Raw genomic sequence first — 24,326 nt, forward strand, 5'->3', positions numbered from 1 at the left:
CGCAGCGATGGGCGAACCGTCGCTGCGATATCGGGCACGGATTGGTGCTCGGTCCATCGCGCCGTGCCATGCCCTATGCGAAGTCTTCTCCTGACAACGAAATCAGGTGGAGGACGCCATGAAGACACAGGATCTCATCGATCTGGACGGGCAAGTCGCGATCGTAACGGGAGCGGGACAGAACGCGGGCCGGGCAACGGCGCTGCAACTGGCGCGTCACAATGCCGGGGGTATCGCCGTCAACGACTTCGTGCCCGAACGGGCGGAAGCCGTGGCCGAGGAAATCCGGGCGTTGGGCGTGCCTGCGCTTGCCGTGCCCTTCGACGTGGGCGACCTCGACGCGATCCGCGCCGCCAGTGCCGCCGTAACCGCGAATCTCGGCCCGGCGACGATCCTGGTCAACAATGCCGGCATGGCCGGTCCCAATGCCACGATCCGGCCCAGCCAGACCTTCTGGGAAGAAGACCCCGCGAACTGGGACCGCTATCTGCGCACCAATCTCTATGGCGTCTACAACTGCTGCTTCGCCTTCATCCCGAACATGGTCGAGGCGAAGCGCGGACGGATCGTGACCATCGTTTCCGATTCCGGCCGCATCGGCGAGCCGAGGTTGGCGGTCTATGCGTCCGCCAAGGCCGGCGCCCAGGGCTTCGTGCGGTCGATCGCCAAGGAACTGGGACGCTACAACGTGACCTGCAACGCGGTTTCGCTCTCGGCGCTGATGCCGGACATGCCCGAGGGGCAGCTCGCCGAAATCATGCAGGGCGACCATGCCAAGACCATGATGTCCCGCTACACGATCCGCCGCTACGGCAAGTCCAGCGACGTTGCCGGCCTGGTGACCTTCCTGTGCTCCGATGCAGCGGAATGGATCACGGGCCAGACTTATCCTCTCAACGGGGGTTACGCGCCGTCCATGTGAAGGTTGCCGGCGATTTCACGGCTCACGCCGTCCTGCCATTGCCGCATGACGAGGTAGCGGCCGTGAAGCGCCCCGCGGTCGCAGACCCCGAAGCCGAGCAGAGTACCCTCGCGGCCTTGCGCCGCGGGGAGCCACTTGACCCGCTCCAGCCCGAGCCGAAGCCCGTCTCGGCTTCTGTCCGGAGCCCGGGCAAGCGCTTCGGCGATCACGCGGCCGAGGTCGTGGCCTCGGGCTACGGCCGGGGCTTGCGTCATATCCATCGCCGTCTCGGCCAGCAGCCGGTTCAGGGTTCGGTTATCGTCGGATACCAGATCGAGATAGAGCCAGCCATCCAGGGCCTGTGAGAAATCGCCGTGATAGCCGCGCAGGTCGGCCGTGTTCATGATCTTCGGTCCGGTCCAGCCCGCCTCTGTCAGGACGGCGGCAGCGGCCGGGGCAGACAATCCGAGGCCCAGATAGACGAACGCTTCGGGGCGGCTCTTGAGCACGGTTTGGGTGAGAACGCCGGCGTCTCCGCCCAGGGGGGAGATGCCTTCCGCTGCGACGATCTCCAGACCCAACACGCGCGCTTCGTCCTGGAGGCACTTGAAATGCCGGGTGCCAATGGCGGAACGGTCGTGGATGACACCAATTCCGGTGGCGCCGATCGCTGCGAGATGGCGGGCGATAAGCAGCGATTCGTCTTCATGGCTGCCGACCTGAAGCTGGAACATCCAGCGCCCGCGGGCGCGTTCGGCGCCGGCCCAGTTGATCGTCGGCACCCGCAGTTGTTCGGCAAGAGGCGTGATGACAAGGGCGTTGTCGCCGATCGCCGGTCCCACGATCATCCCAGCGCCTGCGTCGACCAGTTGGCGATAGGCCGTCTCGACGGCTTCCGAGGTGCCGGAAGGCAGCCCCAGGCCGTAGGCGAAAGCGAAATTGACCGGGAAATCGATCCGGCCGGCGTTTTGCAGCGCCTGAACCTCACGTTCCAGCCATTCCCCGATGTCGCCGGGCCAGGTGCCGGGTCGGCCATGTCGTTGAGTATGCCCACCGTCACGCCTGCCATCTTCAGCTCCAAGTCCCGCGGCTGCTTTCCATTGCGGCAGACAATGGATCAGACGGGAAAAGGCTGCACGATGCTGCGGAGGCGGCCGTCCTAGGCGCGTTTGCCGCGCGCGAAGAGGGATGGGGGGCATAGGGCATAGCTGGGATCCGCCGTGCCCTGTCCCAGCGTGCCGCCGCCCGAGAAAGGACGCCGCAGCTTGAAATCGTAAGTGACGACGCGCTTGGAAAAACGCCATTTGCGGTCCGCGCAGCGCCGATAATTGTCGATGTAGCGAACGGCCATGAAGTCCTCTTCGCTGTCCCCGCCCCGTCCCGGGATGAGATGCCAGGCGAGAGCGTAGACTTCGCCGCTCGCCCGCTCACCCTCCACGGCGATCAGGTGGTTGCAGACGTGGTGGCCGCTGTAGGGCATGTGAGGGAAGGCTCTGGCGATGAAGGCGCAGTAGTCTTCGGCGCTGCCATCGAAGCTGTCTCCATGGGTATCCGTGGCCTCGGGCGCGTAGAGATCGCGCAGCAGCTCGATATCCTGCCGGTCGATGGCGCGCGAATAGAGCAGTACCAGTTCGCGGATCGCCTCCTTGTCGAGCAGGAGCTGAAGGGCCGTCTCATCGATCGCCATGGCATGTTACCTTTCTAGAGCAAGGCGCCGCCGTCGATCGGATAGATCTGCCCGGTGATGAAACTGGCCCGGCCGCTGGCGAGGAAGACGACCATGCCCGCCATTTCTTCCGGCATGGCGAAAGGACGGCCGACCACGGTTCGGCGCAGGCGGAGCGCCTTGTCCTCCTCCGACAGGGCTTCCCCGCCCCGGCTGAACAGTCCGGATTCGGGATGGAAACGGCTGCCACGGCTGAAGGCGGCGGGATCGGAAGCTATCGTGGCATAAGGCGCGATGGCGTTGACGCGGATGCCGTGCCGGCCCACTTCCTTGGCCAGCACGGCCGTGAAGCTGTGAACCGCGCCTTTGGCGGCCGAATAGACCGGCAGCATATAATCCCCGACCAGAGCCGCGGTGGAGCCGACATTGACGATCGCGCCGGCCTTGCGGGCGATCATTCCGGGCAGCACGGCGTGCGTCATGCGCAGGACGGTGCCGAAATTGAGGTCGATGTCCGCCATCCACAGGTCCGGGTCGGAATCGGCGAACAGCCCCTGGTCCACATTCCCGCCGACATTGTTCACGAGCACGTCGACCGGCCCGATCGGCGCGGCGGCAGCGCATACTTTCGATGGGGACGCAGGATCGCGCATGTCCGCCGCGACGAACACCGCGCGCCCGGCGCCGCCGGAAAGGCAAGCCTCCACCAGTCCCGCGCCCGCTTCCTCATCGCGACCCACGAGCACCAGATCAGCGCCTTCCGCCGCGAATTCGAGCGCTATGGCCCGGCCGATGTTGGCCGTGGCGCCGGTTATGACGGCAAGCCTGCCGGAAAGATCGAGATTCATGCCGCCGCTCGCCTTCGTCCCATCGTGGTGGGAAGGGGCTAGGACGGATCCTCAGGCGGGGCAAACCGCCGAGGCGATCAGGTCTCCGGCTCGTTCACGCTGTCAGCCGCGTCGAACTGGCCGCGGCTACCCTTGGTGAGGACGCACCGAATGTCGTTGTCGGCGCCGTCCGCACCGACATGGCGCAAGAAGCCCTTGGAGGTCTGGTGCATCTTCATGCCCTTGAGCGCGCCGCCGGTCATGATGACCTGGTCGCCGGTCATGAGATAGCTGCCACGCACGCCATCGGGCGTCTTGTAGTTCGATCCCGTGACGGCGCGAAAATCGTATTGCGGCAGGCGGATGCCGACAGGGCCGCCGGCCGAGCCGTCCCGCTCGCAGTTGTACTGGCCGACTGCCAGCGTGCCGATCGGCCCGCCGGGCACCGAAGGCGGCGCCGGGCTGGCGGCCAGCGGCACCGATACGAAGCCGGCGGCGAGAAGGAAAGCGACGAAAGGAGCGTTATGAAGGGCGCGCATCATGATGAACCGCTAGCATCCACGCGAAGCAATTGCCACAGCCAGTCTCCTCGGCTAAGGGCGCATGCTTTCCCGTACAGCGGCTCTTTCCCATCTTAAGGTTCATCCCATGAAGATCAGCGGCGTCGACATTCGTCCCGGCAATATCCTCGAATACGAAAAGGGCATCTGGAAAGTTGCCAAGACGCAGCACACCCAGCCGGGCAAGGGCGGCGCCTTCATGCAGGTCGAGATGAAGAACCTGATCGATGGCCGCAAGACCAACGTGCGCTTCCGCAGCGCCGACACGGTCGAAAAGGTCCGTCTCGACACCAAGGACTTCCAGTTCCTCTACGTGGAGGGCGACCAGCTCGTCTTCATGGACATCGAGACCTACGAACAGATCCAGCTTCCCGCCGATCTCCTGGGCGATGCCGCTGCCTTCCTCCAGGACGGCATGCAGGTTCTCCTGGAGCTGTGGGAAGAACGTCCGATCTCGGTTCAGCTTCCCGAACAGGTCGAAGCCAACATCGTCGAGGCCGACGCCGTGGTGAAGGGGCAGACCGCCTCGTCCAGCTACAAGCCTGCCGTGCTCGACAACGGCGTGCGCGTGATGGTGCCGCCGCACATCGAAAGCGGCACGCGCATCGTCGTCGACGTGTACGAGAAGGCCTACGTCAGGAAGGCTGACTGATGCGGACCCTGGCCTCGCTCGTCGCCGCGGCTGCTCTGGTCGCAGGGCTTTCCGCTCCCGCTCAGGCTGCCGCGCCGAAGAAGGCGCCGGCCAAGGCTGCCGCTCCGGCACCGGCTGCCGGAGCGCATGCTCCGTCGCCCGAAGTGGAGAGCGCGATGCTCTACCTGAAGGTGCTGATCAGCGGCCTCCAGTCCGACAAGGTCGAGCCCCCGGTAAAGGGCGCGCTCGTCGGCTGCATCTACAACAATTCGCTGCAGAAGATCAGCGAATCGATGGACAAGGTGATTGCCGAGAATGCCGGCAAGATCCACCGCGACAACCCCAGCGAGCTGCTGAGCGCCATGGTGGCGATCTGCGGCTACAAGCCCACGGCCGCTGCCGGCGCCGCCCCGCAACAACCCGCGCCGCAGGGCCGATAATCATACTGGCCGTCGTGCCGGTACTCGAAGGACAAGGTAAGTTTTATGGCCATCTCCGGTCTCATTCGCGTCATGGAAAAGGCCGCCCGCAAGGCGGGTAGCCGTCTGCGCCGCGACTTCGGCGAAATCGAGCACCTCCAGGTCTCGCGCAAGGGACCGGCGGATTTCGTCTCCAAGGCGGATCAGGCCTCGGAGCGCACCATCTGGGACGAACTGCGCGCAGCGCGTCCCGAATGGGGCTACCTGTTCGAGGAAGCGGGCGAGATCGAAGGCGATCCCGACAAGCCGCGCTTCATCGTCGATCCGCTCGACGGCACGACCAACTTCCTCCACGGCATTCCGCACTTCGCGATTTCCATCGCCGTGCAGGAACCGCGCCTGGACGGGAAGGGCTGGGGTGAAGTCACCGCCGGCCTGATCTACAACCCCGTGACCGACGAGAGCTACTGGGCCGAAAAGGCCCGTGGCGCCTGGCTGCAGGACAAGCGCCTGCGCGTGTCGTCGCGCCGCCATCTCGACGAGAGCGTGATCGCGACCGGCATTCCCTTTGCCGGGCACGGCGACGCGGGAGAATGGACCCGAATCTATCACGCCCTGGCCCCGCAGGTTGCCGGTATCCGCCGGTTCGGTTCGGCGGCGCTCGACCTCGCATGGGTTGCCGCGGGCCGTTACGAAGGTTTCTGGGAAGCCGACCTCAAGCCGTGGGACACGGCGGCAGGCTGTCTGCTCGTTCGCGAGGCCGGCGGCTTCGTCTCCGACTGGAAGGGCCGTTCGCAGCCGTTCCACGACAAGGAAATCCTTGCGGGCAACGACGCATTGCACTCGCGTCTCCACAAGATTCTGGCAAACGCGCTCAAGTGACTTGAGCCGAAGCCAAGGCGCGGCTAAGTCACCCGCGCCGATGCCGGTTCGTCTGACGACTCCTGTTCGAAGACAACCGGCAGCACGTGATCGTGCCCCTGTGGCGGAATGGTAGACGCGAACGACTCAAAATCGTTTGTCGAAAGGCGTGCCCGTTCGAGTCGGGCCAGGGGCACCATGTCAACCTTAATCGGTTGATTTATCCGAGAATGACAGAGTTCCGCCGTTTCTGAAGGCTCCGGTAGTCCATCCGGTAGTACAGAGGCGGCGTTCTGTGGACGTAAGTGTGAAATATCTTCGACCTAACCCGAAGACGGGCATCCTCGAATTTAGGCGCACTTTCCCCGCTCGGCTGATTCGCCACGCCCGGGATGATTCGGGTAAAAAGATTTCCGAGGTGAAGCGGTCCCTCGGTGTGCGCGTGTTCGATGCTGGACGCGACGGCCCGACCTACCGCGATCTTAATGAATTGTACGAGCGGCTGGCATGGAAGGCGGATAAGGTCGCTACCGGCTCATTCGATCCCATCACGAAACCGCTTATTGCCTATTTCGCTGAAAAGGTACGCAGCGAGGGGCTAGAGGACGACGAGGAGGTCCGGTGCCTCCGCGAGACCATCGACGTGAAGGTCCGGCGTGCGAAAGGCCTGCGTGAGACCTGCGTGGCCGACCTCGCTGAATGTCGCCAACTTCGCGCACTTCCAGACATTGAGGGCATCGTTGCAGCTTGGAAGGACGTTGCGCTCGATCTAACGCAAGGTCACGGCCTGCACGTAGACACCGGCTCTGAGGGCTTTGTCCAACTTTGTATGGCCGTCAACGACGCCCAGATCGATGTATGGGCGGGCATCCTGTCGCGGTACGAAGGCGACCTCGTTCCCACTCCTGCCTTGCCGGAGCCCCCTGCGGCCACGGTTCCTCCGAAGGCACGTCCGGGCGACCGAGGGGAAACCTTTGAGGCCATCGCGCTCACACTGATCAACAAGCGCCGCGTAGATTTCCACGAGCCGACGAAAGAGCGGGTCCGTGGCGCCTTACGGTTCCTTGAGGAAGCTGTAGGCAAGCTGACGCCCGTGGAGCTTACGCGGGAGCGGGTCTCCCACTATCTGAACTTGCTGGCCGAGCGCCCCTCGCGCCTGCCCAAGCAGCATTTCCATTGCAACCTCGAAGAACTCGCGGCGCTCTACAAGGACCGGGACGACGTCAAGCGGCTCACTTCGAAGACCATCGAGGCGTACTGCTTGGCCCTGAATGCCCGCTGGAAGGAAGCCCAGAGCGAGGGCAGTATCCCTGAGACACTCGCGAGCCCATTCAGTGGCCGGAAGTTCAGCCGCAAGACTCCTGGGCCGAAGGCGGCGAAGGGTTTCTCGCCGGAGGAACTGACCGCCTACTTTTCCATGCCTGCCTTCAAGGATGGTGAGCGCCCGAAGCGAGGGAAGGGCGAGGCCATCTACTGGATACCGCTGCTCATGCTGTTTACGGGGGCGCGGCCCGAGGAAGTCGCTCAGCTCCTCGTGGCGGACATCTTCCAGCACGAGCAGGACGGGCGCTGGGTGATTCGCTTTACCGACGAAGGCTGGCATCCGGTTAAAGGGCAACAGAGCCTTAAGACCGATGGCCAGGAGAGCGGGCGAAGGACATTCCCGGTCCCTCAATCGCTGATTGATCTCGGGTTGCTCGCGTACCGCAAGAGCCTGCAAGAGGCGGGAGAGGCTGCACTGTTTCCCTTGCTGCGTCGGAAGGGCAAGCGGAGCGGCATCTATGCGAGCTTTGGCGAGTGGATGTGCGAGTACGTCTACCGCCACGGGGTTCTCAAGGCCGGAGCGGGGCGCCAGCCGGTCCGCGAGTTTCGCCACACCTGGACGACTGCGGCGCGGGCGTCGAAGATACCGCGCGAGGCCATGGAGTATATCCAGGGCCATCGGCCTCCGGACGGCGGCAGCTCCCACGAGATTTACGGGGAACGTGATGTCCTCGGTAACTGGATTGATCAGCTTTCCTTCAAGGTGGACCCGCGTCTACTGGTGAGGTGCTGGAGGGTTTGACCCGCCTCGGTTTGAGATATTCCGCAAATGCATCAAAAATAAATCCCGTCTTATCTATTGATAAGCTGACATAAAATGATTCACATGTCCTCCTTAGAAATAGGGGGCTATGATGAGTTTGGATGCAATTGACGTGATGCTTCGGGCAAATGAGGTTCTCCTCAAGTTCATTGGTCCTCGGTGTCGCGCTAATCAGGCTCGGGCATTCCTGCACGTCGCAATCAACGGCCCTTCAACTATCGTTGAGGTTGCAAATGCGACTGACGCAACTCCCGAAGCGGCTCGTCGTATTCTGAATAATCTTGGTGATACTAAAGCCCGAGGAGGCCTTGGTCCTCGGCTGGTCGAAAAATGCCGACTTGAGGAGCGCCCGGGGCTGTTCTTCAAGCTGACGGCCCGTGGTGTCTTTGCGGTTGAGGAATTGGCCGAAGCCTGTCAGGCGCCGGTAGAGGTGGAGGGCCTGTCCTCGGTGGATGACGACGACGCCGATATGCTCGATGAATGGATGTCCAGCCGCGACTTCGTGAGGGGCTGACGGACCCGGTATTCTCAGATGCCCAAGGCTATCACAGGGGAACGCCGCAAGGCCATTGTGGACGCCCTCAAGGCCTGAGACGGCGGCGAGTGCTGGCTGTGCTTCCGCGTGATGCGGAAGGGCAAGGAGAGGCTGGAGCACCTCGTGGCGCAGCCCCTCGGGGGCCCTACGCCTTAGAGAACCTCGTCCGCTGCTGTGGGGCTGCAATCGGCAGCTATCGAACCCGCCCGGTCGCGCCGATCTCCCTTTGTTGCCGTTCACTATTAGGTCAAGACTCTGCAAGTTCTCGCGAATATCGTTCTAAATAATCTTTAGAAACTCTGGCCCCGATCTGGGTCAGCAAGGCTCTCGATATGTGATGCACGGCAGATGCTTCCTGGTCTGCCGTCATCAGTCCATCAAAGTATGTTGCGAACGTCGCGAAAATTACATCTACAGCATCGTTTCGTGCAGAATTTGCTTTTCTTGTGACAGCTCCGCGTTGCGCTAATCGCGTCATATAGACGAGATATGTTAAGGTATGGCGATAAAGAAAATGGTTAGGCCAATGCTTGCCGCGAGGCTGTCTCGGCTGGTCTGGATGCGCGTTGAAAGAATTGATTGTCAATTCCATCACTAGATCGAGAAATTTCATGGACATTGACTCTGTCCACTCGTCATCCCGTCGAATTCGTCGAAGTTCTGATTCGGTGAAGACTGCAGAGAACTCTGCAATAGACAAATGCATGCTGCCTGCTTTGGCGAGCATCGAGTCCATGTGATGGTCTGCCCACTTCCCACGCACCATTAATTGAGCTTGCAGCGCTCGATGGCCCGCCTCTGCTTCGTTTAGAAGTCTGCCAAAGTCTCTGGCCCCTTTCGTTTCGGACCTTGATTGCATTCTGTTGCCCATGCCGGGCGCACGAGGATCAATCAGCGCTGCCTCCCGCGTTCCCTTCAGCACTACTATCTGGTCTGGGAAGTCGCCTAAAACTTCCCAAGAAGATTTGACGGAGACTAAAGTGTTCCCTTTGAAAGCCTCCATTGCCGCATAGTCGGTCAAGACGGCTTTGTTGCGGTAATCGTCCGCTAAAAATTCTCGCAATTCGTCGCTTTGCATGCAGTTGCTATCGATGACGATCCTCATAGTCTTGCTTTAACGTGATCGGTCCTTTGTGGAAAGGCCTCGACTTTATCGGGCGGGACGCTCGGAATGAAGTCCTAGGCAGGTATTCTGGGCGTCAGTGCGTACAATACAGGCGGGAATGCGTGGAGTTTTACACGACGCCCCCTAGACAACCTTCGGGGCAAGAGCAAAAAAGCGGAATGAATCAATCCAATAAAAACGAACTCACCTACGCCACACTCGCGCAGGAGATCAAAGACCGTTTGGAAATGCTGGACGAAGCCTTAGGTCTGGCTGTGAACGGCGAAAATCCGGCGGCTCATTACCATGCCGAATTCGCCTATATACAACTTCGCTTCGTCTGTGAGTTAATCGCGCTCGCGTCACTTTGGGCACATCGAGCGCAAGGTTTGACCAAAAAGCTAGAAGCGGAATGGCACGCGAATGAGATATTTAAATCGTTGGAAACAATCAACGAGCACTGCTTTCCGCATGCCTGCCGACTGACTTTAGACCTCAGAGGTGAGCGGCATGTGAACCCAAATCCTGATTTTCAAATGAAAAGATCCGAATTGGCTGTGATATATGGCAGATGTGGGGATGCTCTCCATCGGGGCGCTTTGAAGCTGCTGCTATCAGGAAAGCCTAAGAAATACGACGCTGGATTCATCCAGAACTCCGCTAATGCTATTAAAAAACTTTTGAATGAGCACTTCGTTATTGTGAAGGACTTGGGCCTCGTCGTCCTTTGTAACATGGGCCCTCCGGGCGTGCCTGTGACCGTTTTCACTGCTGAAGCTGGTGGGCCTGTTTCTATGACAGCACGGAGTTATGGGCAGTGAAAGGGAAGGAAGGCTGATTGCATCGGCATGGTGGGCGTTTGGATGGCCTGGCGGGCTTCGTGCGGGGCCGACGAAAGGGCGCGGACAACGCTGGTTTGCTTTCTAGGATGGCTATCGCGGGTTTGCTATGCATGGTGAGATAACATGCACGAGGCCGTATGACTGAGCTTGATCCCGAAAAACTGCGGCTGTTCTGGTTCTTCGCAATGCCCGGTGTGATCATCCTCTATGTCCGCGCTCAGTTTCTCACCGGTCGCATGCCGTCCGCCGCTGAAGGCTTGATTGCTTATTTAGTGGTTTCGATTGTGTACCACGCCCTTTTGTTTCCCGTTGCAAGCCCCCTTTATGGCGTTGCAGTTACCTCTTTCGGAGGGGGTGTCGGGTGGTTCGCTTACATCCTTGCGGGCCCTGCTGCCGCAGGCGTGATCTCCGGACTTGCCGCGCAGCGAGGCTGGATCCGCAACATCTTGAACAGCCTAAAGTTTAACAAGCTGCCTTTGAGAACCGTTCATTCCATTCCAAGCGCTTGGGATTGGAAGTTCTCTCAATGCACCGATTGCTTTGTCATGGTAGTGCTAAAGGACGCGACGAAATGGGCGGGCTACCTTGGAGAGCAATCCTTTATTTCGTCGGCGCCTGCTGAACGAGATATTTTCCTAGAGAAAGTTTACGAAATTGATCCGGAGAACAATTGGATACCGAGAACTAGCGGGGTCTGGATTGGACACGGAGAGATTCAGTCGATAGAGTTCTGGCCGAACGCGCAGGGAGGTGACGATGCCTAAAGATCGAAATCCGCAGTTTGCTCAAGACGGTTACACGCCCATTCACAACGGTTTCCAGCCGCGCGTGTCGCAAGGTGCCGGAGAACAGGCGGGCCACATCCCGACAAGCGCTCAAGCGAAACCGGGGCCGGGGACTCCGCCGAACCAAGGGTCGGGCGGCAAGAAGTAACCGAACATGCGGACGAAATGATCTGTGCGATCCGCGAGGGCCAAAGATTTCATACACGTATGCTCTGGGGTTCCCTGAGATAACCTAAAGACCCTTTCGGACAATCTTAGGAAGGATCATTGTTGGTTTACCAATCAAGGAATTGACCACAGACATGAAGGCATCCCGCAGTGCCTCTTCGGCGTCGTCCAGCTTGCTTACAGGGACGATCAGGCTGTCGTGAACCGGAAGGCTGGGAATGCCCTCGCGCCGTAAGAGCGCCATTGCCTCCCTTATGATTTCACTTTCGATGAATTGGAGGCCGAGAGCCGTGGGGCACCCGTCGCCCCCGAGCCGCTCCAGGATCGGATGGCACTTCAAGGCTACGTGGTGGACCACCTTGAACGGATGGTCCTCTTGGAGCCGCTTTCCGGCTGCTTTGGCGTATGCCTTGGAAGCTTCAGAACCCCAACGCTTCGCATGCGCTCCATCTTTCCCCAAAGCCTGGGCGATTACGAGCTTCACTGCGTCGCGGCTGGCACCGGGGAGGGCGTAGAGGTCATCCGAAAGCTCTGCCGGTAATTCTTCAGCAAGGACGGCATACAGAATGCGGAGCTGCGAAGCACTCATGTCCACTTCGCCTACCGCCTCTCCTCCGAATTTGACGCGTTTCCGCCGCTGGTCGCCGCTCAGGACTTCATAGGCCTTGCCCATCCCCTCGGCCCTGCGGGAGTAGAAGCGCCCCCCTTTGTTCCATGCGAAATCGGGTTCGCCGCCGTCGTTGAAGATGCGCCGCAGGCCCACGAAGTCCACCCCTGCGACCCCAGCGACTTCCAAGAAGCCGTTATGGGCCTGAAGGTCCTCAATGATCGGCTGGATGGCTGGCGAGGCCATATCGACGTCCATGGACAAGCCTTGCACCTTTCGCCCCTTCACGCGGCCCGCCCGGCCTCGAAGCTCTACGAGGGGGCTTGCAGGCTGGAGCAATGTGCCGGTCTCCTGCAGGGTTTCCGGGAGGTTCCAATGGTCTGCCCATGCCTTCAGGTCCACGCCAGCGCCTTGCGCCTGCTCCAGCGCCAGCTTGGTCAATCGGAAACGCGCTTGATAGCCGCCCTGCTGGACCACGGAGCCTTGTTTGCCGGTGTCCCTGTTATCAAAGCTATGCAGGCGCTGGCGACCTGGGGCGAAGTCCAGAAGGCCCGCAGCGACAAGGGCATCCTTCACCGGCAGGAAAACGTCATAGCCGAAGCCCAATAGTTTCGCGGGGAAGTTCTTCGGGGCCATGCCGTGATAACCAGCGAGACCTTGAGGTGCCAACTGCATTAGGTCGGCCATGAGTGCCCGTAGCGCCCTCCGGCGCCTCTCGACGGTGGAAGGCTTCAACAGCTTTTTCGGATCGGGGAAGGAGAGCGTGTCGAGCAGACCTTCAATGAACCCTATTGCCTCGACAGAGTTCGCATCGCATCGCAACGTCATAGGCGCTGCCTTGGCGTAATCCTCTGTGCTGAATGCGTCCTGCTCGCTCACGCTGCTGCCCCGCGTTCCTTCATGATGTCTGCGGCCCAATAGCGGGCGACGGTGGACTTAGAGAGCCCGAAGTGATCACAGGTGCCCTTGATGCTAGCATTGTTAGCCTTGCGCCACGCGACCACCTCATGGGCATTGGCAGCCTTAGGGCGCCCCAGGCTCTCCTTGCCCCGATGGGTCTTCCCCGTGGCCGCCAGCGCGGCCCTTGCAGCCTCTCGGCCACTCTCGCAGCGCTCCTTGATCCGGTGGCGCTCAATGTCTGCCATCTGGGCCAGCACGGCCACGATCAATTCGCCTACGCCGCGTCCGATGGGTCCAAGGCCCCGGACGTCCAGCGTCACGCCGCGCTCAAGTAGGGTGCGGACCATCGCCTGAACGTCCAGGGCGTCACGGCCCAGGCGGTCCAGAGCATAGACATAGAGCGTATCGCCCTTGCGAGCATACTGCAGAAGCCGAGCAAATCCGGGACGCTCCTCGGCCTTGATGGCACCGCTCACACCCTCGTCTGCAAATTCCTCATCGAACCCGCCCCCGAGGGCTTGCCGCTGGGCCTCAATGCTCTGCCCGTCCGACGACGTGCGATAGTAAGCGATGCGTGACATGTTGCGCCCCTGGGGTGTCATAAGGTATGAAATCAATATGAGACATGTCTCTAAACTCGTCAACATACCTTATGAGACAAACTTAGCGACCGCGCTCAGCTAGTGTCAGAACCTACAAGTTTTGAGTCACTGCGCCGTGAGTAAGGGAGCAACAGCTTGGCACAGCACTGCAAGTCCCGTGAAGATCGCACCGTAGCGGCTCCACCTGCCTTGATGTCTAAGAGTCCCGTGCAGGTCGTAGGTGATGTTGCCGTCAACCATTTCGACTGAGCCGCCGATGTCGCCTCCAGTCTTTGCGACTTGCCTTCGTCGATACGCCATTTCTTTCTCCGGCGAGATGGTCTGTGCAGAGACAAACCACGCAATAGCCGCCGCCAGCGCGAAGATTACAGATACCCACGTCACCACACTCTGCATCGGTTGTCCTTTGTTGTGTCGAAGCGTTTGATAAGTGGTCGAAGCGTTGTTCGATAGGGTGCTCTATGGCCCCTCGCTGGCACCGCACGGTCTCTCCCGAGGTCTCAATCTAACATCGCGTCAGTCCTGATCTATCCCAAACCTGCCACTAATGGCGGCCTAATGTCTGGCAGGCCCGCCCGGCCCATTGCATCGCCAAATCCCCCACGATCTCCAGCGCTCTCCAGTCCCGCACCGGCTTCAGCATCCAGTGACGAACCGCAGAAACCCTAGGGGTTCGGGGAGGGTGGGGGAGTGCGGAGTGGGGGACGGATGGTCACGGGTCCCTCTGGGGCGCTGCGGGCTCCCCCTGGCCTGCTGATCCAATCGCCAATTCGAAACTGGCGCTTCGCTAGGGCGGGTACGCGAGCGGTCAGACCCTAGCTCCCGCCGCAGTTTCCCTGGAGTTTTGCGGGACCCGCAGGACCTTGAAGTCCCTCGCCGGGTCCCATTGGGTCCCTACCCGATTATTTTAGGGTCCACCTGGGCACATCAGGGACCGGTAAGGCGACCCCGGGGTGGTCATTTTGAGGCCGGGAGTCCCGTTTCCTCTAAGGATTCCTATGGGTCCCCTGCGGATCACGAAAACCGAGTAAAATCAATGGTTTCGATTTAGTCCGGATATAAGCCCGCGCCGGATCGCCGTTTTCCCGCCAAGGGGACTTAACGCATCCGCAGGCGGCAGCAGGTTTCCGTCGTGCTCCGGTCCGTCTGATGTCGGTATTCCCCCACCTCATATCCAGCGCGTCTCACAGCTACAGGTGTGCGCCTGGATGTGGCCGCACCGATAGAACGCTCCCCGTCCGTGAATGGCAGATTTCCGCCGTTTGTCGATTAACTACGGGGATATGGGCAAACCTAGGGCCAGCATGTGGCGGGCTCCTGGCTGAATTTACTGCTGACGTTGTGAAGAAGCGTTTGCTCCTCCCCCCACTCTTGCAAGGAAAACTATGTCCATTCGACCGAACGCGGATGCACTCGCCATGTACGCTCGCCTTTTGCGCCGCACGGTGTCTGAAGCGCCGCTCCGTCTTGCCGCTGCCTTCCCGTCCAACCACTCCATCGGCTCGGAAGTCGAACAGGCGGACACCCTTGTCCGGCTGGCCTCTGAAGACCTCGCTGCGGTGGCGACGCTCCCGGGGGCTGCTCAGGCTCTTGAGCGCCTTAGCGTCGTATCTGGCCTCCTGCTCTCGATCTACGACCGCCTAGCAACGGTCCAAGAGGCCCTGATGGGCGGCACCGAGCCTTCCCCAACAGCCTAGCGTCTCGACGGCACCTGCGAGTTCCGCAGGGTCCTACCCAACACATTCGGTCCTGACGGATAGCCACCGTCCCCCGCATGATCCGCGAGCCATCATGGGCCCGCATCATCCCTATCAAAACCGAAGAATGACCAATCAAAATTCGCCAGTCGCAGCCCCTGCGCCTGAAACGCTGCATTTTGGCAGCAAGCCCGTTCGCTTCGTCAAGATTGACGACGTTCCCTATTTCCTTTTGGATGACCTGTGCGCTGCGAGCGCGTGGAAATCCTTTGTTGCCGACTACGTCAACAGCCCGACCTTTCCCAGCTTCGGAAAGGCCGAGGTCCAAATAGCTGACGGCAATGAAATCCGCAGCGCGACTGCGCTTTCCTGTGTAGGCGTATATTACTGGACGGACCTCGCGGACGCCACCCGAGGCCAAAAGATCGCCGCGTGGGCGAAGCGACAGGCACACGAGCAGGCACCGGGAATCCCGAGCGATAACCCGGCTATGTTCTTGACCACCGACCATGCGGGGCGGTTCATGCCGCCAAGGCCCCTGAAGTATTCCGGCTGGAGGGCCGAATGGTTTGCCCTCAAGGACGCCCGTACACCACGCAGGCCGATTGACCCCCGGTATGCAGGTCTGGAGGCGGCAGCGGAAGCGACCCGCCAACGAGCGATCCAAGAGGCAAGCCGCGTCCGCAAACCGATCTTGAGTGTACGAGAAGCCACCTACATGAATGATGGAGGTATCGCGTAATGGCTGGCATCACGTTCGGCGGCCTCTTCGGTCACGACAAACTCTCTGCAGGAGCGTCCGGCAAATACACGGACAACGGCGAGCTTCCCGCCCTCCCAGGGCAGGCTCCGGTCTACCCGCAGACACCGCAGAACTTCCTTCAGGCGCCCCCGCAGGGCGTGCCGTCCCTGGAGGGGACCCCTTACGACGTTTCGGGCATTGCCTCGCAGCCGTTCAACCAGGTCATAGGACTTCCGAAGGCGCCCCCGCCGCGTCGAGGCGCTTTCGACAGTCAGCACTATCGCCAGACGATGCTCCAGATGGCGGCGGGCTTCTTCGGCTCCCAGAACTTCGGCGACGGCATGGCTAATGCAGCCAGGGCTATTGCCGGTGGGAACGAAGCGGCCCGCCAAGCGGAGCGCCCGACCCTCGGCGGCCCTGACGATGCCTTCGAAATCTACACGGACCCTGAGACCGGAGAGCACAGCTATCTGCCTATCCAGGCCGTTCATGACTATAATGCCCGGAAAGCCGGCCTAGTCGCCGATTTGAAGAATCGCCGTCAGCCGCCTAGCCCGAAAGATAGTTTAGACGCGTGGGGCCGCTTGGCCTCAGTTGTGGCGAAATATCCTCCGGAACAGCAGGCTCAGGCTTGGCGGGAAGGTCGCGAGCATCTTGAGGCACTCGGCTTTGAAGGGGTCCCGGACACCTATAGCGCCGCTTATCGTGAATATGGCGCTCCGGTTCCCACGATGGCACGGTCGGACACCGGGGCAGCGAACGCCAATGAAACGGCCCGCCACAACGGGGTCATGGGGGGGCATGATGCGGTCCGCGTGGCCCAGAGCGGCACCCGAGTTGGCCTTGCGGTCAAGGCGGACGGCAGAGCGGCCAAAAAGGCCCTCTCGGCCTCACATCCGAACGTTGATCCCGACGGGTACGAATGGCGCATAGTCAAAGGCCGTTATCAGCGTAGGAAGGTCCGCTGATGCCAGTCTACTCGGTCACAGGACCGGACGGGAATACCTACAAAGTCCGCGCTCCTGAAAACGCCGACCAATCGAAAATCATGGCGTGGGTTCAGGACAAGGTGTCCAAATCCCGCCAAGCCGCCAAGCCCAGCTTCCTCGACAACGCCCATGGCGCCCTGACGTCATTCCTCGACGGAGTGGTCCCAGGCGCCGGGGGTGTTGCGTCCGGCATCGCCAATGCTTGGAACTTCAACGGCTCGCCCATCAAGGACTTCAAGGAAGGCCGCAGGGCAGCCGAGCGCCATCAAGAGCGCTTCAAGCAGGACCACCCCGTTCTCAATGCGGGCGCCACGGGTGCCGGATTTGTGGGCGGCATGTTCGTGCCCGTTACGAAGGTCGGGCTGGCTGCCAGGGGCGCGGAAGTCGCGGCCCAAGGGGCTCGCGGAGCGGAAGTAGCCTCGCAGGCCGCTAAAGTAGGCCTCGGCCGCCGCGCCCTCAATAGCGGCGCTAACGGGGCCCTTTACGGTACTGCGGGAGGCGCCCTCAGCAGCCATGCCGACAGCGCCGGAGGCGTTCTCCAGGACGCGGCACGCGGAGGCCTCACCGGGGCTGCCGTAGCGGGCTCACTGCCTTACGCGGGCCGTCTCGTGTCTCCCTTAGCTGCGCCCATTGCATCCGCAGCGGGCCGCAAGGTCGCACCGGCACTCGCCGCGGCAGGCCGTGCGCTCCCCGGCCGAACCGGCAAGGGGCTTGAGCGTTCCGCCCAGGCACTCAGCCGCCCGGCCGCAGACACGCGGGCCTCTCGCTACATCGGCGGGAAACTGGAGCAGGCCGACATGGACCCCGCGGCCCTCATGACCGAGCTTAACCGCCGTCAGTCCATGGGCGTCCCTGCGGCCCCTGCGGATACCCATGAGCTTCTTCGTGACGCTTATGGCTCCGCAGCACGCCGACCGGGCCCAGCAACGGCTGCGGTCCGCCGCTCGATCGATGCCCGTCAACGGGAGATGTCGGCCCGCGTTTCTGGCCACATCGGCGAGACCTTGGGCCCCGTCACGAACGTGGAGAGGCAGTCAGAAGCTCTTCGACAAGAAGCAGCGGCGGCAGCCCGTCCGCTCTATGACATCAGCGACGCGCAGCCGATACCGCTGGTTCGTGAACTGCGGGAGCTATTTGAAACTCCCTCAGGCCGGGAGGCTATGCAGATTGCCGGACGGGAACTTTTGGACCGACGCGTTCCGTTATCTCAAATGGGACTTGTCCAAGGCAGCGACGGGGCCTTCAGTCTCGGTGATGCTCCAACGATGCCGTTCTACGATCACATGAAATCGGTCCTCGACGAGGGTGTATTCAACGGAGAAAAGTACGGTGTTCCGGTAGAAGCCTCTCGCTTCGGCAAGGGGGCCCGCGAGATTCGGCAGGACCTCCTGCGGATCATGGATGGCGACGGCTCTGGTCCCCGCATCAATGCGCCCGGTCAAGCCTCGGAAGAAATCGCCGGACAGGCCGCAGGGGCGCCCTCCTTGGGTGCGCCCGCACAAGCCGCCTTGCCGGACAGCTCCTCGCTAGGCCTTCCATCGCCGCCTCCGCACGTCGGAAGGGCGCTTGATGCCCCGCCGCAGAATGCCTTGGTTCCTTACGAGGCTCCCGGAGTTCCTGGCGCATACGGTGCCGAGCTTCCTGTGCCTTACGAGGCCCCAGGCGGCCTTGGAGCGCACGGGGCAGAAGTTCCGGCGATCCCGCAGGGAGGGGAAGCTTTCTCTGCACGGCAGCCCTTCGACGAGGGCACGCGTCTCAATCCCGAAGCCGGTCCAAAGGCGCGAAAGCCGCGCCGCTCGCGTCCGGGCTCGGCCATCCCAGACAACGGGCTCAATCCTTACTGGAAGCCCGCCCGTGATGCTTACGCAGGCCCCACGCAGAACCGCAAGGCTCTGGAGCTGGGAGACCAGATGGCGAAAGACAGCGCGACCGATGCGGCAAATCGCATGGAGAACATGACGACCGGCTCCCAGCGGGACTTCTTCCGCCTCGGGCACCGCACGGGCCTCTCGCAGGACGTCAGGGGCCTTGGCGACTACGGAAACGCAGCTCGCCGGGTCGATGGCAATCTCGATGCACGGGACGCTATCTCCTACGTCCACGGCGGCGAAGCGGCGGACAATCTGTTCAACCGCCTCGCAGCCGAGCACGAGGGCTACCAGACCTTCGCGGCTGTTCGTGGAAACTCCATGACCGCAGGCCGTGAGGCCTCCGACGAAATAGCACGGCAGGAGCAGTCCCTCGCCGACACCGGCAGGGGCCTATGGGCCGCCGCACAGGGCAGGGGCATCGACGCCGCCCGCCACTTCGGCTCGGCATTCTCCGGGGAACCGGCGTTGACCAACCGCGTAAACGAGCTGACCGCCGAAGGCCTTGGCAATACCGACCTTGCAGGCGTCCGACAGATGCTCGGCAACGTCCGGCGCACCCGCGTCATGGACCGCGCAGCCGACCAGCGGGCGGACACTGCAAGCGCACAGTTCGCCAAGACTGTAGGGTCCCGCACAGGGGCCGGTGTGGCGACGCAGAACAATGAAGTTCTGCTTGGCTACCGCGAGCGCCCTGACGGCGGCTTTGAGGCGGTTTACGGTCCCATGTGGGCCGAACCCGACGAAGACCTGATCCCCGCCGACCTCTGACAAATAGGCCTCCCCCGCCGTTCCTTCGGGATCAAGGGGAGGCCGTCATGCCTCATAAGAGTATCCCATGCCCACGAAGCCCACCGGCCGCCCTCGCGAGGACTTCCTCGACGAACTGGCGGGTGACCAAAAATAACCGAATGACCCTCAGAGCCCTCGGCCCTGGGGGTTATTTTTTCGAACAGTGCCCGGCTCGTTCTTCGATGATCCGGAAGGTGGCCAAGCTCCGTGCTTCAGCCCAGGTAGCGTTTTTGGCCGCCTCTGTGACGTTCCCTTCCTCATCGGTTTCGACTTGATCGTTGGGGATAGCATCTGCGCACGCGGCAAGAACAGCGACCGCAACGTCTCGGGCCTGATCGTGCGAGGTGGACAATGCCCGACCCCATTTCAGAATGCAGGCCTTTCCGTTCTCGGTAAGGTGGGGGGCTTCAGGACCCTCAAAGGCGGAGCATCGGTCCGGGTCGTATTCGGAGCCGCAGGACGATAAGCTCGCCACGATTGCTATTGAGAGGGCAAATCCCTTCCGATCTCCTGCGATGATTTGCGTTCTTGTTCCTGACATCTGTCTCCCCCCTAAGACACAGAAAAAGCCCCGGAGAATTCCTTGGGGGCGCTTCCGAAGCCTAACCAGACAAAGCGGGGTCTGGAAGGGGCGGGGCGCTCTCGCGGTCCTCTCAGGGGCCTTAACGGCATTTGTACTTTTGCTATCTCCCCAGCAACGCCAGCAAGTCCTCGCGAGTCAGTGTAACCACCTGCCGGGGATGCCCCATCTGTGCCTTGTCGGCCTGGACGATGCACCAGAGGCCATCCCCGATCTTCTCCGCACATCCGTCTTCGAGTTGGACCGTAAATTCATTCGTATCGTTTTCAGCAAGCATTTTGAGCCTCGTTCAATCCCGCAAGCCCCCCTTGGGCTCGGGCACCGGGCGGCACGAATGATCCCTTTTAGCCACTTGTGAGTGGTACAGAGTTTGGGTACATTTGGTCGCGTCGGAGCCCTTCAAAACGTCGGAAAACCGCCATTCGTGGGTGTCGCCTCCCTAGTCGGGCCAGGGGCACCACACGAAAAGCCGCGAACCCAGCCAGGGTCTCGCGGCTTTTTCGTATCCATGGCCGGCGTGCGGGGGGCGCGCACGTCGTGCGCGGCGTCACCGTGACAATCGCTAATGCACGGGACGCCGGCCTTTATCCTCGGGAATGGACGCGATTTAACGGTGAAACACGCATGTTTCGCGCGGCAATTTTTCTACATTGGTAATAACCTTGAAATCCCACTGCCCAGCCGCAGTGGCATGTCTTTCGTCCCTCGGGCCGCGATCGATATCGAGGTCTGCTGGAAGCCTGTTCCGAGTCGAGGAAACGAGGTTCCGGGACACCGGCGGCATTGTATCGCCGGCGCTTCCAGCAGTTCCCGGCCCGGGCGCCGGCCAAAGGCCTGGCGATGAACGGATGACGAGGAAAAGGTGCCGGGCATGAGCAGGCGCCGATAACAGAGTTTTTGGAGAGCCGCTTCGGGTCGCATCAAGAAGCGCGTTTGCCAAATCGCCCCCTCCGGACTACTTTGCGCCGGAGGGGGACGACATGGAACCCAGTGCCGACGAATATCGCGACGCCCTCTCGCGCGTCGTCGCCGCCGCTACTTTCCGGTCTTCGCCGAAGCTGGCGGAACTTCTGTCCTATCTTGTCGAGCAAAAGCTGGCCGGTCATGGCGACCGGCTGAAGGGCTATCCCATCGCGCTCGATGTCTTCGGGCGAGACGAGGATTTCGATGCCTCGTCGGATTCGATCGTCCGCGTGCAGATGACCCGGCTGCGCCGCGCACTGGGCGAGTACTATGCGGGGGAGGGAGCAGGCGATCCCTTCCGTCTCGTCGTCCCCCGCGGGTCTTATGCGCCCATGCTCGAACCGGCCGCGGAACGGGGCCAGGAGGCTCGTCAGGAGCCGTTACCCGACGCGCCGGTTGACACTTCCACCTCGCCGCCAGCGCAGCAGGGGGAGGACATCGTCCGGTCGTCGAGCGCTCTGAATTTGCGCCGTCGTTCCTGGGGGCTGCTGGCGGCTCTGGCCTTGGCCGCCTCGCTCCTGATCATCTACTGGCCCGGCGGGGAGCGCGATGCCGTGCTGGTGCGCGCGGGCGAAATGCCGGACGGGCCGGTGGTCTATGTCGCGCCTTATGCGATCACCGGATCGGATCCCGCCATCGCGCGGGTGCGCGATGGGTTGCAGTTCGACCTGATCAACTATCTCGCCCAATTGCCGAACCTGGCGGTTCTTTCGCTCGACGAACGGACCGCGAAGGGCGAGCGGCAGCTCGGATCAGGAGGCGCATTGGGGACGCAGCCGAGCCGCAAGGGGTTGCGCCCGGCCTTCGTGCTCCAGGGGTCGATAGACGGCGCGGGGTCCACGCTGCGTATCAACTCCAGCCTCGTGCGCATGCCGGGCGGGGTGGTCGTCTGGTCCGGGCGCAGCGCTCCCATCGACTATGACCCTGCCCAGATACTCAAGGTGCAGTCGAAGATCGCGCTCGGCGTCGCCTCGCGCCTCGGCCAGCCTTATGGCGTGATCCACGAGACCATGCGGCAGGATCTGGAAAACCACCGCGATCTCGGCATGGAGCGCTATTTTTGCGAGTTGGAGGCCTACGAGTTCATGCGTTCGCGCCGCGAGGGGCAGCTTGGACGAGTGAAGGAATGCCTGGAGCGGGCCGTCTACGACAAGCCCAATTATTCGGACGCCTGGGCGCTGCTGTCGTGGATGCACCTCTACGAGGCGCAGGCGCACGGCATCGGCGATTCGCCTGAGGCGCTCGAGGCGGCGAAGCGTGCGGTGGCCGCCAATGCCACCAATGCGATAGGTTACGAATATCTGGCGCTCGCGCTCTACCGGCACGGAGAGGACGACGCCGCACGCGAGGCGATCGGAAAGGCGCTGGAGATCAGCCCTAACCATTCCGAAGTCCTGGCCAATGCGGGCCGGGTGCTCGGCGCGCTCGGCGAACACGAGATTGCACCTACCCTGGCGCGCAAGGCGATCCAGCTCAATCCGGGGCATCCACCCTGGTACTGGTCGGGATTGGCGCTGGACGCGCTCTATCGCAATGAGGCGGACGAGGCCCTTCGCTATGCCCGGCTCGGCGCCGCGGATGGTGGGTTGATGTCGCGCTATCTGCTGGCTTCCGCTTACGCGCAGGCGGGCAAGGGCGCCGAGGCGCGCCGGGTGCTGGAAGAAGCGGCGCGGGCCTATCCGGGCGTATCCAAGGACCGGCGGGAGGTCGTTCGCCAACTGCGCATTCCGGACTTCGCTGCCGAGCCGCTGGAGGCGCAGGGCCTGCTGACGCGCTAGGGCGCTGATGCGCGCAGGCCGGGTGAGGATCTCTATTGCCGCAAGCCACGCATCTTCATACTCTTTCCGGCATGAACGCCCTTCGCACCCGCTCCGCACTCGGCCTTGTCGCCCTTGGTCTGATCGCTTCCGCAACGGCGGTACGCGCCGAGCCGGTTCCCGATAGCATCGCGCGCGACCTGCCGGGCCTGATGACGATCTACCGCGATCTGCACGCCAATCCGGAGCTGAGCTACCAGGAAGTGCGCAGTGCCGGCGTGATGGCCAAGGCGGCTCGGGAGGCAGGCTTCACCGTGACCGAGAAAGTCGGCCAGACCGGCGTGGTCGCGGTGCTCCGGAACGGCGAGGGGCCGACCGTGCTGATCCGTGCCGACATGGACGGTCTGCCCGTGGTCGAGCAGACGGGCCTTGCCTTCGCCTCGAAGAAGCGCGGCGTTTCGACGGCCGGGGTCGAGAGCGGCATCATGCATGCCTGCGGGCACGACACGCACATGACTGCCTGGATCGAGACGGCGCGGCTCATGGCGAAGCGCAAGGCGGAGTGGGCCGGAACGCTCGTCATGATCGGCCAGCCGGCCGAGGAAGTGGGCACGGGTGCGGTCAGCATGTTGCAGGATGGGCTCTATAGCCGCTTCCCCAAGCCGGACTACACGCTGGCTTTCCACGATTCGGCCGATCTTCCGGCCGGCCAGGTCGGCGCGGCCGTGGGCTGGGCGCTTGCCAATGTCGATAGCGTGGACATTCTCGTGAAGGGACTGGGCGGCCACGGCGCCTACCCGCAGGCGACCAAGGACCCGATCGTGCTGTCCAGCGCGATCGTCATGAAGCTGCAGACCCTTGTCAGCCGAGAGATGAGCCCGCTGGACCCGGCAGTGGTGACGGTGGGTTCGTTCCACGCGGGCGCCAAGCACAACATCATTTCCGACCAGGCGAAGCTGGAATTGACCGTTCGCAGTTACTCGGACGAGACCCGCGCTCACCTGCTCGAAGGCATCAAGCGCATTGCGCGGGGCGAGGCGATCGCTTCCGGCCTGCCGGACAACCTGATGCCGGAAGTCTCGGTCAAGGATCCCTATACACGCGCCACCTGGAACTCGCCCGAGTTCACGCAGGAGGCCGTCGCCGATCTCAAGACGAGGATGGGTGACGGCAATGTGGTGATCACGCCCTCGGTCATGGGCGGAGAAGATTTCGGCGAATTCCGGCGCGCGGACGAGGACCACATCAAGTCCGTGATCTTTTGGGTGGGCGGCGCCGATCCGCAGAAGATCGCCGCGGCCAAGGCGGGCGGGCCGGCCCTGCCTTCGCTGCACAGCCCGTTCTGGGCGCCTCAGGCCGACAAGGTCATCGCTTCGGGCAGCGAAGCCCTGACGCTGACGGCGCTGCGCCTTATGCCCAAGCGCTGATCGGGTTCGTGCCCGG

Annotated in this window: 22 protein-coding genes and 1 tRNA gene; 15 read left to right on the forward strand and 8 right to left on the reverse strand. The window is 62.2% G+C overall.

Annotated features, from left to right (window positions below; all coding sequences use genetic code 11):
• Positions 1-118: 118 nt before the first annotated feature.
• A complete protein-coding gene (locus tag EDF58_RS02830; RefSeq protein WP_132262491.1) occupies positions 119-922 on the forward strand; it encodes an SDR family oxidoreductase in 804 nt (267 codons plus the stop codon).
• Here the strand turns inward: EDF58_RS02830 and EDF58_RS02835 are convergent.
• The 4 genes from EDF58_RS02835 to EDF58_RS02850 form a co-directional block, all read right to left on the reverse strand.
• Positions 904-1,749 carry an ABC transporter substrate-binding protein gene (locus EDF58_RS02835; RefSeq protein ID WP_243654050.1) on the reverse strand — a complete coding sequence of 282 codons (846 nt, stop codon included), beginning with the start codon at positions 1,747-1,749 and terminating at the stop codon, positions 904-906. The two genes, EDF58_RS02830 and EDF58_RS02835, sit on opposite strands and share 19 nt — an antisense overlap.
• Before the next feature lie 311 nt (positions 1,750-2,060).
• Positions 2,061-2,588: a nuclear transport factor 2 family protein gene (locus EDF58_RS02840; protein ID WP_132262493.1), complete on the reverse strand. Its 528-nt coding sequence runs from the start codon at positions 2,586-2,588 to the stop codon at positions 2,061-2,063.
• Between the two features lie 14 nt (positions 2,589-2,602).
• Positions 2,603-3,415: an SDR family NAD(P)-dependent oxidoreductase gene (locus tag EDF58_RS02845; RefSeq protein WP_132262495.1), complete on the reverse strand. Its 813-nt coding sequence runs from the start codon at positions 3,413-3,415 to the stop codon at positions 2,603-2,605.
• Positions 3,416-3,492: 77 nt separating this feature from the next.
• The gene (locus EDF58_RS02850) at positions 3,493-3,936 is read right to left on the reverse strand and encodes a hypothetical protein (protein ID WP_243654051.1); all 444 of its coding nucleotides are present in this window, start codon (positions 3,934-3,936) and stop codon (positions 3,493-3,495) included.
• 106 nt (positions 3,937-4,042) lie between these two features.
• On the opposite strand from EDF58_RS02850, the gene efp reads away from it, so the two are divergent.
• The 6 genes from efp (at position 4,043) to EDF58_RS02880 (ending at position 8,465) form a co-directional block, all read left to right on the forward strand.
• A complete protein-coding gene (gene efp, locus EDF58_RS02855; protein WP_132262497.1) occupies positions 4,043-4,606 on the forward strand; it encodes an elongation factor P in 564 nt (187 codons plus the stop codon).
• Entirely contained in the window at positions 4,606-5,025 is a 420-nt protein-coding gene (locus EDF58_RS02860; RefSeq protein WP_132262499.1) for a hypothetical protein, read from the forward strand. Before efp ends, EDF58_RS02860 begins: the two co-directional genes overlap by 1 nt.
• Before the next feature lie 45 nt (positions 5,026-5,070).
• Positions 5,071-5,886, forward strand: a complete 816-nt coding sequence (locus EDF58_RS02865; RefSeq protein WP_132262501.1) for an inositol monophosphatase family protein — start codon at positions 5,071-5,073, stop codon at positions 5,884-5,886.
• Positions 5,887-5,980: 94 nt separating this feature from the next.
• Positions 5,981-6,064: transfer RNA gene (locus EDF58_RS02870), tRNA-Leu, on the forward strand.
• A gap of 96 nt (positions 6,065-6,160) precedes the next feature.
• Positions 6,161-7,930 carry a hypothetical protein gene (locus tag EDF58_RS02875; RefSeq protein ID WP_132262503.1) on the forward strand — a complete coding sequence of 590 codons (1,770 nt, stop codon included), beginning with the start codon at positions 6,161-6,163 and terminating at the stop codon, positions 7,928-7,930.
• 112 nt (positions 7,931-8,042) lie between these two features.
• A complete protein-coding gene (locus EDF58_RS02880; protein ID WP_132262505.1) occupies positions 8,043-8,465 on the forward strand; it encodes a hypothetical protein in 423 nt (140 codons plus the stop codon).
• Between the two features lie 268 nt (positions 8,466-8,733).
• On the opposite strand, the gene EDF58_RS02885 is transcribed toward EDF58_RS02880, so the two are convergent.
• Complete coding sequence (locus tag EDF58_RS02885) at positions 8,734-9,591, reverse strand: hypothetical protein (RefSeq protein WP_132262507.1); 858 nt, start codon at positions 9,589-9,591, stop codon at positions 8,734-8,736.
• Positions 9,592-9,713: 122 nt separating this feature from the next.
• Here EDF58_RS02885 and EDF58_RS02890 point away from each other — a divergent pair, with 122 nt between their 5' ends.
• Complete coding sequence (locus EDF58_RS02890) at positions 9,714-10,412, forward strand: hypothetical protein (RefSeq protein ID WP_132262509.1); 699 nt, start codon at positions 9,714-9,716, stop codon at positions 10,410-10,412.
• A gap of 158 nt (positions 10,413-10,570) precedes the next feature.
• Positions 10,571-11,197, forward strand: coding sequence for a DUF6338 family protein (locus EDF58_RS02895; RefSeq protein ID WP_132262511.1), 627 nt, complete (start codon positions 10,571-10,573; stop codon positions 11,195-11,197).
• Between the two features lie 253 nt (positions 11,198-11,450).
• On the opposite strand, the gene EDF58_RS02900 is transcribed toward EDF58_RS02895, so the two are convergent.
• From EDF58_RS02900 to EDF58_RS02910, 3 genes are all read right to left on the reverse strand, one after another.
• Positions 11,451-12,872, reverse strand: a complete 1,422-nt coding sequence (locus EDF58_RS02900; protein ID WP_132262513.1) for a hypothetical protein — start codon at positions 12,870-12,872, stop codon at positions 11,451-11,453.
• Positions 12,869-13,474, reverse strand: coding sequence for a recombinase family protein (locus EDF58_RS02905; protein ID WP_132262515.1), 606 nt, complete (start codon positions 13,472-13,474; stop codon positions 12,869-12,871). Before EDF58_RS02905 ends, EDF58_RS02900 begins: the two co-directional genes overlap by 4 nt.
• A 126-nt stretch (positions 13,475-13,600) precedes the next feature.
• Positions 13,601-13,891, reverse strand: coding sequence for a hypothetical protein (locus tag EDF58_RS02910; protein ID WP_132262517.1), 291 nt, complete (start codon positions 13,889-13,891; stop codon positions 13,601-13,603).
• 1,022 nt (positions 13,892-14,913) lie between these two features.
• Between EDF58_RS02910 and EDF58_RS02915 the strand changes: the two genes are divergently transcribed.
• The 6 genes from EDF58_RS02915 to EDF58_RS02940 all read left to right on the forward strand — a co-directional run bounded on the left by EDF58_RS02915 (position 14,914) and on the right by EDF58_RS02940 (position 24,310).
• On the forward strand, positions 14,914-15,192 hold the full coding sequence (locus EDF58_RS02915; RefSeq protein WP_132262519.1) for a hypothetical protein: 279 nt from the start codon (positions 14,914-14,916) through the stop codon (positions 15,190-15,192).
• 94 nt (positions 15,193-15,286) lie between these two features.
• Positions 15,287-15,934, forward strand: a complete 648-nt coding sequence (locus EDF58_RS02920) for a hypothetical protein (protein ID WP_165921320.1) — start codon at positions 15,287-15,289, stop codon at positions 15,932-15,934.
• Positions 15,934-16,902: a hypothetical protein gene (locus EDF58_RS02925; RefSeq protein ID WP_132262523.1), complete on the forward strand. Its 969-nt coding sequence runs from the start codon at positions 15,934-15,936 to the stop codon at positions 16,900-16,902. The genes EDF58_RS02920 and EDF58_RS02925 overlap by 1 nt, the downstream gene beginning before the upstream one ends.
• Positions 16,902-19,562, forward strand: a complete 2,661-nt coding sequence (locus EDF58_RS02930) for a hypothetical protein (RefSeq protein ID WP_132262525.1) — start codon at positions 16,902-16,904, stop codon at positions 19,560-19,562. The genes EDF58_RS02925 and EDF58_RS02930 overlap by 1 nt, the downstream gene beginning before the upstream one ends.
• A 1,581-nt stretch (positions 19,563-21,143) precedes the next feature.
• Entirely contained in the window at positions 21,144-22,904 is a 1,761-nt protein-coding gene (locus EDF58_RS02935) for a hypothetical protein (RefSeq protein ID WP_132262527.1), read from the forward strand.
• A gap of 71 nt (positions 22,905-22,975) precedes the next feature.
• A complete protein-coding gene (locus EDF58_RS02940) occupies positions 22,976-24,310 on the forward strand; it encodes an amidohydrolase (protein ID WP_132262529.1) in 1,335 nt (444 codons plus the stop codon).
• Positions 24,311-24,326 lie beyond the last annotated feature (16 nt).

Origin of the sequence: Novosphingobium sp. PhB57, from assembly GCF_004342985.1 — a bacterium.
In the GTDB taxonomy this organism is placed as follows: Bacteria; Pseudomonadota; Alphaproteobacteria; order Sphingomonadales; family Sphingomonadaceae; genus Novosphingobium.

Bases quoted from the DNA above. Each gene is read 5' to 3' on its own strand.
- EDF58_RS02830 (WP_132262491.1), top strand. From the start codon at position 119: ATGAAGACACAGGATCTCATCGATCTGGACGGGCAAGTCGCGATCGTA.
- EDF58_RS02835 (WP_243654050.1), bottom strand. From the start codon at position 1,749: ATGATCGTGGGACCGGCGATCGGCGACAACGCCCTTGTCATCACGCCT.
- EDF58_RS02840 (WP_132262493.1), bottom strand. From the start codon at position 2,588: ATGGCGATCGATGAGACGGCCCTTCAGCTCCTGCTCGACAAGGAGGCG.
- EDF58_RS02845 (WP_132262495.1), bottom strand. From the start codon at position 3,415: ATGAATCTCGATCTTTCCGGCAGGCTTGCCGTCATAACCGGCGCCACG.
- EDF58_RS02850 (WP_243654051.1), bottom strand. From the start codon at position 3,936: ATGATGCGCGCCCTTCATAACGCTCCTTTCGTCGCTTTCCTTCTCGCC.
- efp (WP_132262497.1), top strand. From the start codon at position 4,043: ATGAAGATCAGCGGCGTCGACATTCGTCCCGGCAATATCCTCGAATAC.
- EDF58_RS02860 (WP_132262499.1), top strand. From the start codon at position 4,606: ATGCGGACCCTGGCCTCGCTCGTCGCCGCGGCTGCTCTGGTCGCAGGG.
- EDF58_RS02865 (WP_132262501.1), top strand. From the start codon at position 5,071: ATGGCCATCTCCGGTCTCATTCGCGTCATGGAAAAGGCCGCCCGCAAG.
- EDF58_RS02880 (WP_132262505.1), top strand. From the start codon at position 8,043: ATGAGTTTGGATGCAATTGACGTGATGCTTCGGGCAAATGAGGTTCTC.
- EDF58_RS02885 (WP_132262507.1), bottom strand. From the start codon at position 9,591: ATGAGGATCGTCATCGATAGCAACTGCATGCAAAGCGACGAATTGCGA.
- EDF58_RS02895 (WP_132262511.1), top strand. From the start codon at position 10,571: ATGACTGAGCTTGATCCCGAAAAACTGCGGCTGTTCTGGTTCTTCGCA.
- EDF58_RS02905 (WP_132262515.1), bottom strand. From the start codon at position 13,474: ATGTCACGCATCGCTTACTATCGCACGTCGTCGGACGGGCAGAGCATT.
- EDF58_RS02910 (WP_132262517.1), bottom strand. From the start codon at position 13,891: ATGCAGAGTGTGGTGACGTGGGTATCTGTAATCTTCGCGCTGGCGGCG.
- EDF58_RS02915 (WP_132262519.1), top strand. From the start codon at position 14,914: ATGTACGCTCGCCTTTTGCGCCGCACGGTGTCTGAAGCGCCGCTCCGT.
- EDF58_RS02920 (WP_165921320.1), top strand. From the start codon at position 15,287: ATGGGCCCGCATCATCCCTATCAAAACCGAAGAATGACCAATCAAAAT.
- EDF58_RS02925 (WP_132262523.1), top strand. From the start codon at position 15,934: ATGGCTGGCATCACGTTCGGCGGCCTCTTCGGTCACGACAAACTCTCT.
- EDF58_RS02930 (WP_132262525.1), top strand. From the start codon at position 16,902: ATGCCAGTCTACTCGGTCACAGGACCGGACGGGAATACCTACAAAGTC.
- EDF58_RS02935 (WP_132262527.1), top strand. From the start codon at position 21,144: ATGGAACCCAGTGCCGACGAATATCGCGACGCCCTCTCGCGCGTCGTC.
- EDF58_RS02940 (WP_132262529.1), top strand. From the start codon at position 22,976: ATGAACGCCCTTCGCACCCGCTCCGCACTCGGCCTTGTCGCCCTTGGT.